Origin of the sequence: Streptomyces sp. NPDC006925 (genome assembly GCF_042869575.1) — a bacterium.
In the GTDB taxonomy this organism is placed as follows: Bacteria; Actinomycetota; Actinomycetes; order Streptomycetales; family Streptomycetaceae; genus Streptomyces.
Window position 1 is genome coordinate 40,377 of record NZ_JBIAGB010000028.1, and the last position, 12,125, is coordinate 52,501.

General features: G+C 75.7%; 11 protein-coding genes. 9 read left to right on the forward strand and 2 right to left on the reverse strand.

Features of this window, described 5'->3' with window-relative positions; translation table 11 throughout:
• Positions 1 to 69: 69 nt before the first annotated feature.
• Complete coding sequence (locus tag ACFYNS_RS27635) at positions 70 to 1,077, reverse strand: SAM-dependent methyltransferase (protein WP_388605546.1); 1,008 nt, start codon at positions 1,075 to 1,077, stop codon at positions 70 to 72.
• A gap of 228 nt (positions 1,078 to 1,305) precedes the next feature.
• On the opposite strand from ACFYNS_RS27635, the gene ACFYNS_RS27640 reads away from it, so the two are divergent.
• Together ACFYNS_RS27640 and ACFYNS_RS27645 are read left to right on the forward strand one after the other, a co-directional pair.
• The gene (locus ACFYNS_RS27640) at positions 1,306 to 2,547 is read left to right on the forward strand and encodes a sensor histidine kinase (protein WP_360303503.1); all 1,242 of its coding nucleotides are present in this window, start codon (positions 1,306 to 1,308) and stop codon (positions 2,545 to 2,547) included.
• 186 nt (positions 2,548 to 2,733) lie between these two features.
• On the forward strand, positions 2,734 to 3,414 hold the full coding sequence (locus ACFYNS_RS27645; RefSeq protein WP_360303505.1) for a response regulator transcription factor: 681 nt from the start codon (positions 2,734 to 2,736) through the stop codon (positions 3,412 to 3,414).
• Positions 3,415 to 3,496: 82 nt separating this feature from the next.
• On the opposite strand, the gene ACFYNS_RS27650 is transcribed toward ACFYNS_RS27645, so the two are convergent.
• On the reverse strand, positions 3,497 to 4,618 hold the full coding sequence (locus tag ACFYNS_RS27650; RefSeq protein WP_388605547.1) for a DUF5937 family protein: 1,122 nt from the start codon (positions 4,616 to 4,618) through the stop codon (positions 3,497 to 3,499).
• 164 nt (positions 4,619 to 4,782) lie between these two features.
• On the opposite strand from ACFYNS_RS27650, the gene ACFYNS_RS27655 reads away from it, so the two are divergent.
• The 7 genes from ACFYNS_RS27655 to ACFYNS_RS27685 all read left to right on the forward strand — a co-directional run bounded on the left by ACFYNS_RS27655 (position 4,783) and on the right by ACFYNS_RS27685 (position 11,746).
• Positions 4,783 to 5,055 (forward strand): hypothetical protein, encoded by a 273-nt coding sequence (locus ACFYNS_RS27655; protein WP_360303509.1) that lies wholly within the window; start codon positions 4,783 to 4,785, stop codon positions 5,053 to 5,055.
• Between the two features lie 143 nt (positions 5,056 to 5,198).
• Positions 5,199 to 6,236, forward strand: coding sequence for a Rossmann-like and DUF2520 domain-containing protein (locus ACFYNS_RS27660; protein WP_388605564.1), 1,038 nt, complete (start codon positions 5,199 to 5,201; stop codon positions 6,234 to 6,236).
• Positions 6,233 to 7,096 carry a pantoate--beta-alanine ligase gene (panC, locus tag ACFYNS_RS27665; protein WP_360302973.1) on the forward strand — a complete coding sequence of 288 codons (864 nt, stop codon included), beginning with the start codon at positions 6,233 to 6,235 and terminating at the stop codon, positions 7,094 to 7,096. The genes ACFYNS_RS27660 and panC overlap by 4 nt, the downstream gene beginning before the upstream one ends.
• Positions 7,093 to 8,946 carry an L-aspartate oxidase gene (locus tag ACFYNS_RS27670; protein WP_360302975.1) on the forward strand — a complete coding sequence of 618 codons (1,854 nt, stop codon included), beginning with the start codon at positions 7,093 to 7,095 and terminating at the stop codon, positions 8,944 to 8,946. The genes panC and ACFYNS_RS27670 overlap by 4 nt, the downstream gene beginning before the upstream one ends.
• A complete protein-coding gene (gene nadC, locus ACFYNS_RS27675) occupies positions 8,943 to 9,959 on the forward strand; it encodes a carboxylating nicotinate-nucleotide diphosphorylase (protein WP_360302977.1) in 1,017 nt (338 codons plus the stop codon). The genes ACFYNS_RS27670 and nadC overlap by 4 nt, the downstream gene beginning before the upstream one ends.
• The gene (locus ACFYNS_RS27680) at positions 9,959 to 10,756 is read left to right on the forward strand and encodes a type III pantothenate kinase (RefSeq protein WP_360302979.1); all 798 of its coding nucleotides are present in this window, start codon (positions 9,959 to 9,961) and stop codon (positions 10,754 to 10,756) included. The genes nadC and ACFYNS_RS27680 overlap by 1 nt, the downstream gene beginning before the upstream one ends.
• Before the next feature lie 264 nt (positions 10,757 to 11,020).
• On the forward strand, positions 11,021 to 11,746 hold the full coding sequence (locus tag ACFYNS_RS27685; protein ID WP_388605548.1) for a hypothetical protein: 726 nt from the start codon (positions 11,021 to 11,023) through the stop codon (positions 11,744 to 11,746).
• The last annotated feature ends 379 nt before the right edge of the window (positions 11,747 to 12,125 follow it).

Here is a 12,125-nt window from a genome sequence, read left to right on the forward strand (position 1 = left end):
GCCTTCGGGGACCGGTTCACCCCAGGGGCCGCGCCTCTCGCCCGGTCGGGGTCACCCGCCCGGGCCGGTTCATCCCCAGGGACCGGCGGCGCACTCCACCTCGCACACCAGCCAGCCGAATCCGCCCAGACCGCCGGGATCCAGCAGCTCCGCGGCCGCACCGGCCGCACCGAGCTCCCGCACGTAGGCCGCGGGGTCGCCGGAGGCCAGGGACAGCGCCGGGCGCCGCCCGGTCACTCCCAGCGCCCGCAGCGCCGCCCGCTGGGTCAGCAGCGTGCTGCTGCCCGGCGCCGCGGCGGCCACCGCGTCCAGGGCGACATGGGAGGTCAGATCGCAGGACCCGTCCGGCACCGGGCGGCAGCTGTGTCCGGCCCGGAAGCCGGTGAGCGTGCCGAAGGGCGGCCGGTCGGACCGCCGGTGCGCGTAATCGACGGCGACGGCGGCACCCCGGCGCAGGGCGCCCGCGGCGCGCGCCCACGCGGTGTCCCGCGGGTGCCCGATCTCGGCCCGCGCGCCGTCCCCCTCGGGCGGCCACCAGCGGGCCAGCCAGTCCGCGTCCGCGCCGGACACCGGGGGGCCGGGCCGCTCGGTGCCGTCCGGCTCCACCAGCACCAGCCGCGCGGTGCCCGCCGCGTCGTACTCGGCGACGTCCACGGGGACGTTGTCCAGCCACTCGTTGGCGAACACCAGCCCCGTGCACGTCCCCGGCTCCGGCAGCTCCTGCTGCCAGCCGATCGCCGGGTCCAGCCGCGCGGGCCGCGCCCGCCGTTCGACGGCGACCGGGCGCAGCCGGGCCGCCACCTCGCCGCCGGCCGCCTCCCGGGTCCGCAGCGCCGCCAGCACTCCGGTCAGCAGTTCGCCCTCGCCCGCCCCGACATCCACCAGGTCCAGCGGCGCGGGGTGCCCCAGCGCCTCGTCCACCCGCAGCAGGAGGCGCGCCACGGCCTCGGCGAACAGCGGCGAGGCGTGCACCGAGGTGCGGAAGTGCGCCGCCGGGACCTGGTGGGCGTAGAAGCCGTCCGGCCCGTAGAGCGCGTGTTCGGTGGCCGTGCGCCACCCGGGCGGCTCGTTGTGCACGGCCTCACCCTAGGGCCGCCGCGGAGGTCGTGCCGACTCGCGGATCCGGGTACCGGCACCGCATCGGATCCCGTCGGCGGCCGGTGGCCGGGGGTGGGGACGACGGATCCGGGCCGGTCTCACCGCTGGTGCGGACCCCTGCCCTCCACCTTGCGGAGTAGGCGGGCGGCCAGGGATCGGCCGTCCGGTTGACCTCCGCACGTGCCTGCCCTGCATACGCTTAGTTACGTGAATCGGCTCTACGACTTCATCCGCAGGCACCCCACCTGGGTGGACAGCCTCTGGGCTGTGTTCCTGCTGATGCTGTCGTCGCTGTGGATCGTCGCGAGCGTGTCGACACCCCCGGGCCCGGACGCCTCCGACCCGCTGCCGCGGGGAACCGGCCAGCTGATCGCCATCGTCCCGATCTCGCTCGCGCTGAGCCTGGTGGTGGCGCTGCGGCGGCGGGCACCGGAGAAGATGCTGCTGCTGGCGACCGGTACCGGCGTCACGCAGGTGATCGCCGACGTGGGGCCGTTTCCCGGCAACTTCGCCTTCCTCGTCATCCTCTTCACCGTCGCCTCCCGGCACACCCGCTGGGCCTCCCGCTGGGCGCTGGCCGGGGCGCTGCTGGCCCCCACCATCGACACGCTGCGCTGGCCCAGCTCGCCGCACAATCCGACCGCCGACGTCTTCGGCACCCTCTTCATGACCCTGGCGTTCGTGCTGGCCTGGGTGCTCGGCGACTCGCTGCGCACCCGCCGCGCCTACTACGTGGAGCTGGAGCAGCGCGCCAAGCGGCTGGAGAAGGAGCGCGAGGCCCAGGCCAAGGTGGCCGTCGCGGCTGAGCGCGCCCGGATAGCCCGCGAACTGCACGACGTGGTGGCGCACAATGTCTCGGTGATGGTCGTCCAGGCCGACGGCGCCTCCTATGTGCTGGACGCCTCGCCCGAGCAGACGCGGATGGCGCTGGAGACCATCTCCGGGACGGGCCGCCAGGCCCTCGCCGAGATGCGCCGGCTGCTGGGCGTGCTGCGCAGCGGCGACACCGCGAAGCGGGACGGGGACGCGTATGTGCCGCAGCCCGGCGTCGAGCAGATCGCCGACCTCGTCGAGCAGGTGCGCGGTGCCGGTCTGACGGTCGACTTCAGGGTGGAGGGCGACCCGCACCCGCTGCCCAGCAGCGTCGAGCTGACCGCGTACCGCATCGTCCAGGAGGCGCTGACCAACACCCGCAAGCACGGCGGGCCGCACGTGGGCGCTACCGTGCAGCTCCGCTACCGGGACGACGAACTGTCCGTGCTCGCAGAGGACGACGGCCGCGGCGCCCAGCGCGAGCTGTACCAGGACGGCGGCTCCGACGGCCTCGGACACGGGCTGATCGGGATGCGTGAGCGTGTCGGCATGGTGGGAGGCGCGCTGGAGGCCGGGCCCCGCTCCGGAGGCGGGTTCCGCATCCGCGCCGCCCTCCCCCTCAAGGGCGCGGACTGAGGCCGCTCACCCCGCCGGGTACCGTCCGGCCCGCGCCCCGGACCCGCTCCCTCCACCGCCCACCGAGCCTCTGCTGATCCCGCCGTCCCCGCCGTCCCCGCCGTCCCCGCCGAATCCGCAGAATCCGCAGAACCCACCGAACCCGCCGTGCCGCTGCCCGAGCCGAGAAGAACCCGAGGACCTGCCATGACCATCCGTGTGATGCTCGTCGACGACCAGGCGCTGCTGCGCACCGGATTCCGCATGGTGCTGACCGCGCAGCGGGACATGGAGGTCGTGGCGGAGGCGAGCGACGGCGCGGAGGCGCTGGCCGTGCTGCGGGAGCAGCCGGTGGATGTGGTGCTGATGGACGTGCGGATGCCCGGCGTCGACGGCGTGGAGGCCACCCGCCGGATCTGCGAGGGCGGCGAGGGCGGGCCGGGCGACCCCAAGGTGCTGATACTGACCACCTTCGACCTGGACGAGTACGCCTTCTCGGCGCTCAAGGCCGGGGCCAGCGGCTTCATGCTCAAGGACGTGCCGCCCGGCGACCTGCTGGCCGCGATCCGGGCCGTGCGCAGCGGGGACGCGGTCGTCGCCCCCAGCACCACCCGGCGGCTGATCGACCGCTTCTCCTCCGTGCTGCCGGCCTCGTCCTCGGAACCGGTCGCCAAGGAGCTGCGCCGCATCACCGACCGCGAGCGCGAGGTCCTCACCCTGATCGCGCAGGGCCTGTCCAACAGCGAGATCGCCGCTCGGCTTGTGCTGTCCGAGGCCACGGTCAAGACGCACGTGGGCCGCATCCTGGCCAAGCTGGAGCTGCGGGACCGGGTGCAGGCGGTGGTGCTGGCGTACGAGACGGGCCTGGTGCGCGCCGGGAGCCAGTGAGGCGCCCGGCGGGGAGCCGCGGACGGCCCCGGGCGGTGCGCCGACACCGCCGGGGCGGTCGGCGCAGCACCGCCGGGGGCGGTCAGCGCAGCACCGTCTCCAGGAAGTCGCTGCCCAGCCGTCCCACCACTTTCAGGTCCAGTTGGTACTGGACGTACCGGCCGCGCCGCCGCGCGGTGATCAGACCGGCCTTCTTCAGCACGGTCAGGTGCCGGGAGATCTCCGGGGAGCTGACCGAGTGGTGGTCGGCCAGTTCGCCGGTGGTGTACGGGCCGCGCGCCAGGCTCCGGCACAGCTGCATCCGCATGGGGTGCGCCAGCGCTTCCATCCGCAGCTTGAACTGCTCGACCGACAGCGGCCCGGACAGCTCCCGCGACGCCAGCGGATAGTGCACGACGGGCCGCCAGCCGTGCCGGTACAGCACCATCAGATGCGGCCACTGGTGGACGGACGGGACGAAGGTCACCCCGGGGCCCACCGCCGGATCGACGGCCGTGGTGCGCCCGCTGACGAGCTTGTCCACGGCGATGACCGAGCCCCGCTCGTCGGTCGACAGCGCGGCGGAGACGGACTCCAGGGTCGCCGCCAGCCCCCGGCGGCGCAGCAGTTCCGTCTTCTGCCGCGCGTCCGCCGCGAGCTGGCCGCGCACCCGGTTCCAGGTGTCGGCGAAGAACGCCTGCTCGCAGTCCTCGAACAGGCGCCGCACCCAGGCCCGTACGGCGGGCGGGTCCTCCAGCAGCCGCTCGGTGAACCGGCGCTGCTGCGGCCCCCGTGCGGCGGCCAGCTCCACCGCCCGGGTGCGCAGCGCCGCGTCCGACAGCGGAGAGAGCCCGGCAGCGGCCGCGTAGTCGGCGCCGCAGGTGAACTCCAGCGCGGTGGTGACGAACTGCTCGTCGTCCAGCTTGTCCACCACGTCCAGGTCCTCGGCGAGCGTCGCGCCGGGCCGCACGGCGGCGTCGCCCAGCCCGGCGAAGCCCATCAGCAGGTCGGAGAACGTCGTACGCCACAGGAAGTCCGCCTCGCACAGCCGGTCGGCGAACTCCGGCGGGAGGGCGGCGTTCACGGCGGTCGCCCAGTTGTGCGCCCGGGGATGGTGCCCGGGCTCGGAGAGGGTGTGCAGCGCGGCGCCCAGCTCCGCCAGCGGGGAGGGTGCGAAGACGATGCGCTCCAGCGGCAGCCCGGCGATGTCGATGGTGACGCTCATGCCCCTATGGTGCCTTCCCGGTCGGACACCGCCCCCTGCCGGAACCCGGCTTTCCGCTGCGGCTTCTTCCTCGATTGACCAGGGTCGTCAATCCGCGCCGGGTCGATTGACGGCCCCGGTCAACCCGCGTGCTCGGGTGGCGGAAGCGCCGCACCGTGGTGCACATGGCACTCACGGATCAGTACGCGTTGGATATCTGGCGGCTCGGCTCGCACGGTCAGGCACCGCCCCCGGCCCCCGGCAGCCACGAGGCGAAGCTCCTGCGGGCGTGGTGGGTGGCCCGCAGGGAGGCCGGGCAGGAGCTCGGGTCCGGCGGCGGCGCCGCGGACCGCGCCGCTGCCCCCTCCTCCGGCCCCCGCGCGGGCCGGGACGGGGCACGGCAGTGGGCCTCCCGGACCGCACCCCGGCCCCTCCGGCGCCGGGCGCGGAGGGCTTAGCATGGCGGGGTCTCGTCCGGTACCGGCCACTGAGCGGACCGGAACGCATACGGAAGGCCGCTTTCGTGAACGCACACCATTCCCCTCCCCCGGACGGCACCGGGGGCGCCTCCCGGCCCGGCGCCGGGGGCAGGCCCGAGCCCGTGGCCCCGGCCCGCGCCGAGGACCGCCCGGCGCGGCTGTCCGTGGGCGTCGTCGGCGCCGGACGGGTCGGCCCGGCGCTGGCCGCGGCGCTCCGGCTGGCCGGGCACCGCCCGGTCGCGGCCTCCGGTGTCTCGGACGCGTCCCGCAGCCGGGCGGCCGAGCTGCTGCCCGGCGTGCCGCTGGTGGACCCGGCCGAGGTGCTGGCCCGCTCCGAGCTGGTCCTGCTGACCGTGCCCGACGATGCGCTGCCGGACCTGGTGTCCGGCCTGGCGCGGACCGGCGCCGTGCGCCCCGGCCAACTGGTGGCGCACACCTCCGGCCGGTTCGGCATCTCGGTACTGGAACCCGCGCTGCGCGCCGGGGCGCTGCCCCTAGCGCTGCACCCGGTGATGACGTTCACCGGCACGGCCGTGGACGTGCAGCGGCTGGCCGGGTGCGCGTTCGGGGTGACCGCGCCGCAGGAGCTGCGGCTGGCGGCCGAGGCCCTGGTCATCGAGATGGGCGGCGAGCCGGAGTGGGTCGCCGAAGAAGCCCGTCCGCTGTACCACGCGGCCCTCGCCATCGGCGCCAACCACCTGGTCACGCTGGTCAACCAGTCGATGGACCTGCTGCGCGCCACCGGGGTGCAGGCCCCCGACAGGATGCTGGGCCCGCTGCTGGGCGCCGCCCTGGACAACGCGCTGCGCTCCGGTGACGCCGCGCTGACCGGCCCGGTGGCCCGCGGGGACGCGGGCACCGTCGCGGCGCACGTCGAGGAGCTGCGCCGCAGCGCACCGGAGACGGTGGCCGGATATCTGGCGATGGCCCGCGCGACCGCCGACCGGGCCCTGGCGCACGGTCTGCTGCGGCCCGAGCCCGCCGAGGCGCTGCTGGATGTGCTGGCGGCGGCGGGCGCGCCCGGCGGCGGCCCCCCGGACGACGACTCGTCCGGCGGTGCCGGACCTGCCGGCGACGCCCCGCCGGCGCCGGGAGACGACCCGGGCGACGGTCGAGACGACGACCGGGGAGACGGCCGGGACGGGGAGGCGGGCGCATGACGCCGCGAGTCATCGGTACGGCTGCCGAACTGCGCGCCCTGGCACGCGCGGGCGACCGGGCAGTCGTCATGACCATGGGCGCCCTGCACGAGGGTCACGCCGCGCTGGTGCGCGCGGCCCGGGACCGGGTGGGTCCGCAGGGCCAGGTCGTCGTGACGGTCTTCGTCAACCCGCTGCAGTTCGGCGCCGGTGAGGACCTGGAGCGCTACCCGCGCACCCTGGAGGCCGATCTGGAGGTCGCCGGGAAAGAGGGCGCGGACGTGGTCTTCGCCCCCTCCGCGGCCGAGGTCTACCCGGGCGGCGAGCCGCGGGTGCGGATCGCCGCGGGGCCGACGGGCACCGTGCTGGAGGGCGCCTCCCGGCCCGGGCACTTCGACGGGATGCTCACCGTCGTCGCCAAGCTGCTCCACCTCACGGCGCCCGACGCGGCGTTCTTCGGGCAGAAGGACGCGCAGCAGCTCGCCCTGGTCCGCCGGATGGTGCGGGACCTGGACTTCCCGGTGGAGATCGTCGCCGTTCCCACCGTGCGGGAGGAGGACGGGCTCGCCCTCTCCAGCCGCAACCGTTATCTGAGCGGCCCGGAGCGCGCCCTCGGCCTGGCCCTCTCCCGCGCCCTGCGTGCCGGGGAACGGGCCGTGCCGCAGGGGCCGGCGGCGGTGCTGGACGCCGCCCGGCGGGTGCTGGACGCCGCGGCGGAGGAGGGACTTGACGTGGACTACGCGGCCCTGGCCGACCCCGAGGGGTTCACCGTGATCACCGATGAGGACTGGCAGGGCGACGCCGTCCTCGCCGTCGCGGCCCGCGCGGGCGCGACGCGGTTGATCGACAACGTTCCGCTGCACCTCGGAGCGGGACGATGAGCGCCGCACCCGTCCCGGCCGGTTCCGCGCTGCCCGCACCCCCGCCGGGCTGGACGCTGGAGGCGGACGTCGTCGTGGTCGGCTCCGGGGTCGCCGGGCTGACGGCGGCGCTGCGCTGCGCCGCCGGGGGAGCCCGCACCGTCGTCGTCACCAAGGCCCGGCTGGACGCCGGATCCACCCGCTGGGCACAGGGCGGGATCGCGGCGGCGCTGGACGAGGAGGACAGCCCCGAGCAGCACTTCGACGACACTCTGGTGGCCGGGGCCGGGCTGTGCGACGAGAACGCGGTGCGCACGCTCGTCACCGAGGGGCCCGCGGCCGTGCGGCGGCTGATCGCGGCGGGCGCCCGCTTCGACACCTCCCGCGGCACCGGGGAGATAGCACTGACCCGCGAGGGCGGCCACCACCGGAACCGCATCGCCCACGCGGGCGGCGACGCGACGGGCGCCGAGATCTCCCGCGCCCTGGTCGAGGCCGTCCGCGAGCAGGGCATCCGCACCGTCGAGAACGCTCTCGTCCTGGACCTGCTCAAGGACGCCGAGGGGCGGGCGGCGGGCGTCACGCTGCATGTGATGGGCGAGGGGCAGCACGACGGTGTCGGCGCCGTCCACGCGCCGGCGGTGGTGGTGGCGACCGGCGGCATGGGCCAGGTGTTCGCCGCGACCACCAATCCGGCCGTCTCCACCGGTGACGGCGTCGCCCTCGCGCTGCGGGCCGGTGCCGAGGTCTCCGACCTGGAGTTCGTGCAGTTCCATCCGACGGTGCTCTACCTCGGCCCGGACGCGGAGGGCCAGCAGCCGCTGATCTCCGAGGCGGTCCGCGGGGAGGGCGCCCATCTGGTCGACGCCGCCGGGGTGCGCTTCATGCGGGGCGCCCATCCGCTGGCCGAGCTGGCGCCGCGCGACATCGTCGCCAAGGGCATCATGCGGCGCGCCGCCGAGCAGGGCACCGACCACATGTACCTGGACGCCCGGCACTTCGGCGCGGACATGTGGGAGACCCGGTTCCCCACGATCCTGGCCGCCTGCCGGGCGCACGGCATCGACCCGGTGACGCAGCCCGTGCCGGTGGCCCCCGCGGCCCACTACGCCAGCGGCGGCATCCGCACCGACCTGCACGGCCGTACCACCGTGCCGGGCCTCTACGCCTGCGGCGAGGCGGCCTGCACCGGTGTGCACGGTGCCAACCGGCTGGCCTCCAACAGCCTGCTGGAGGGCCTGGTGTTCGCGGAGCGGATCGCCGAGGCGGTGCTCGACCCGGCCGCGGGTCCGGGCGGCGGGTCCGCGGCGCCCGCGCGACCCGCGGACACCGCCGGTCCGGCGCGGGCGGCGCTGCTTCCCGCCTCCGCGCGCACCCGCATCCAGCGCGTGATGACCGAGGGCGCCGGAGTGCTCCGGTCCGCCGCCTCCCTTGCGGGGGCTGCGGAGCGGCTGGCGGCCCTCTCCGGCGCGGCGGCCGAGAAGCGCCCCGAGCCGGGCGTGGACACCTGGGAGACGACCAACCTCCATCTGGTGGCCCGGGTGCTGGTTGCGGCGGCCCTCCGCCGCGAGGAGACCCGCGGCTGCCACTGGCGTGAGGACCACCCGGACCGGGACGACGAGCGGTGGGGCCGGCACCTCGTCGTCACCGTCACCGCTCCCGCTGCCGCCACCACCCCCGCTGCCACCGTCGCCGCTGTCGGCGCCGGCGAGGCTGCTGCCGCTGACCTGGTCCCCGGCGCCGACGTGGCCACCGGCGCCCCCGCGGCCGGAGCGGAAGAAGCCGCCCCGGACACTTTCCCCTTCACTCTCCGTACCACCCGGACGACCGCCTTCCCGCCGGTTGTCGCCTTGCCCAAGGAGCAACAGTGACCGACGACCTCCCCCTCCTCCAGATCGGCCGGGGCCCCTCGGCGCCGTCCGAGGGCGGTGGCTGCGGCGACGGCTGCGGCTGCTCGGCCGAGCCTGACCCGGACGGGCTCGACCCGCTGGAGTGCGGCCTGGACCCCGATCTGGCGCAGCTGCTGAGCGACTCCGGCCTGGACCCCGTGCAGGTCGAGGACATCGCCCACCTGGCGGTCGAGGAGGACCTCGACCGCGGTGTGGACGTCACCAGCGTCGCCACCATCCCGGAGGAGGCCGTCGCCACGGGCGACTTCACGGCCCGGGAGGCGGGCACCGTCGCCGGGCTCCGGGTCGCCGAGGCGGTCCTCTCGGTGGTGTGCACCGACGAGTTCGAGGTGGAGCGGCACGCGCTGGACGGGGACCGGGTGGCCGCCGGGCAGCGGCTGCTGACGGTCCGCACCCGTACCCGCGACCTGCTCACCGCCGAGCGCAGCGCCCTCAACCTGCTGTGCCGGCTCTCCGGGATCGCGACCGCGACCCGCGCCTGGGCGGACGCGCTGGAGGGCACCGGAGCGCGGGTGCGCGACACCCGCAAGACCACGCCGGGGCTGCGTGCCCTGGAGAAGTTCGCGGTGCGCTGCGGGGGCGGGGTCAACCACCGGATGTCGCTGTCCGACGCGGCGCTGATCAAGGACAACCATGTGATCGCCGCGGGCGGGGTGGCCGAGGCGTTCGCGCGGGTGCGCGCGGAGTTTCCCGACACCCCCATCGAGGTGGAGGTCGACAGCCTCGACCAGATCCCGCCGGTGCTCGACCAGGGGGCCGATCTGCTGCTGCTGGACAACTTCACCCCGGGGACGACCGCCGAGGCGGTCACCCTGGTGGCGGGCCGGGCGCGGCTGGAGTCCTCCGGGCGGCTGACCCTCGCCACTGCCGCCGAGTACGCGGCCACCGGCGTCGACTACCTCGCGGTGGGGGCGCTCACCCACTCCGCGCCGGTGCTCGACATCGGCCTGGACCTGCGGGAGGAACAGCACTGATGCTGCTCACCATCGACGTGGGCAACACCCACACCGTGCTGGGCCTGTTCGACGGCGAGGAGATCGTCGAGCACTGGCGGATCTCGACGGAGGCGCGCCGTACGGCGGACGAGCTGGCCGTGCTGCTGAACGGGCTGATGGGGATGCACCCGCTGCTCGGCGAGGAGTTGGGCGACAACATCGAGGGCATCGCCATCTGCTCGACCGTCCCCTCCGTCCTGCACGAACTGCGCGAGGTCACCCGGCGCTACTACGGGGACATCCCGGCGGTCCTGGTGGAGCCCGGGGTCAAGACCGGTGTGCCGATCCTGATGGACAACCCGAAGGAGGTCGGGGCCGACCGGATCATCAACGCGCTGGGGGCGGTCGAGCTGTACGGCGGCCCGTGCGTGGTGGTCGACTTCGGCACGGCCACCACGTTCGACGCGGTCTCGGCGCGCGGCGAGTACGTCGGCGGCGTCATCGCACCCGGTATCGAGATCTCGGTGGACGCGCTGGGCATGCGGGGCGCGCAGCTCCGCAAGATCGAGATCGCCCGGCCGCGCAGCGTGATCGGCAAGAACACCGTCGAGGCGATGCAGGCGGGCATCGTCTACGGCTTCGCGGGCCAGGTGGACGGGGTCGTCAACCGGATGGCGGCGGAGCTGGCGGACGATCCGCAGGACGTCACCGTCATCGCGACCGGCGGGCTCGCCCCGATGGTGCTGGGCGAGTCGACGGTGATCGACGAGCACGAGCCCTGGCTGACGCTGATCGGCCTCCGGATGGTGTACGAGCGCAACGTCGAACGGAGCTGAACGCGGGGGCTGCGCGTCGGGCGGGCGGTTCCCGCGGGGTCCGCGCGCCGATGGCGTCCGTGCCGCCGTGCGTGCCGGCTGCGCGTCTGCCCGCCTGCGTGTCTGCCCGTCTGCGTGTCTGCGTGTCTGCGCGTCTGCGTCGTTCAGGTGTCGGCAGGGGAGGTGTTGCCGGGCGGCGGCGTCCCGCGTGGCGGCGGGGGAGGCCGCCACGCCGTAAATCAGGCAATACGTACATTTGGTTCTCGCGCCTTCTATCGTCGCCGCATGCCCACGCCATACGGTTCCCGAGGCGGCGTGGCGTTCGGCCCGCACGAGCTGCGTGTGCTCGGCGGCGCTCTCGCCATCGCCCTCCAGTCCGACCCCGCGCCCGAGCGGGTCCAGGAGTACCTGCGGCTCGTCCGGGCCGTGGACGAGGCGCTCGGTGAGGCCGCTCGGCTGCGCTCCTTCGTGCGCGCCGACCTCGCCCGCCACCGCGCGGCACTTCCGGGCGCCGCGGCCGGCTACCTGGAGCAGTTCGAGGACGCTCTCGCCGCCGGGTACCTCCCAGCTCCCGCCGACCTCTCCGCGCTCCGCGGGTTGTGCGCCCAGCCGGTGGGCCCGCAAGAGGCCGCCCGCCGCACGGGCCTGCTGCGGCGCGCCGAGGAGGCCCGCGTGCCCCGGCTGCCCCGGCCGCAGGGCGGCCGTCAGGCGTCCCGCGTACCCGCTGTGCGGGCGGGCGAGCAGGAGGACGGCGACGGGCCGGAACCGGCGCCCCGGCGGCCCGGGAAGCCCTCGGGCCCGGCCGAGCCCGCTCCCGCCGAGCGCCCCGCCACCCCGTCGCGGCCCGTGCCCACCCCCGCCGAGGTCTTTCCGCCCCGGCGCCGCCGGACCCCGCCCGCGCCCCCGAGCGAGCCGGACGCGGAGCCGGACGCGGAGCCGGGCACCGAGCAGCGGGCCGCCCGGGGCCGCCCTGGGCAGGCGCTTCTGCCGCCGCACGCCGTCCCCGTGTGACGCGGCACGCGCCGACGGTCGCGCACCGGTCGCGCACCGCCGGGCCGTGTGACCGCCTCCCGGCGCGGCCTCGCGCCTTCGCTGTCCCGCGGGCTTGCCGCTGCCGGTCCCGCCGCTCCGGCCCCGCACCCTCACGGGCTTCCGTCTCCGCCGGGTTTCCGTCTCCGCCGGGTTTCCGTCTCCGCCGGGCGCGTGCCTCCGCCGGGCGCGCACCGCCGGCCCGGGAAGCACGAGGCCGCGCCGGTCCGCTCGGCCGGGCCCGCACCTCCTGGTGCCTCGCCTCGTCCTGCTCCTCCGCCCTGCCGCTCTCCACCGCCGCTCTCCCCTGCTGCTCCGCCCCACCGTCCGGCCTTCGCCCCGCCGCCGCCCCGCCGCCGCC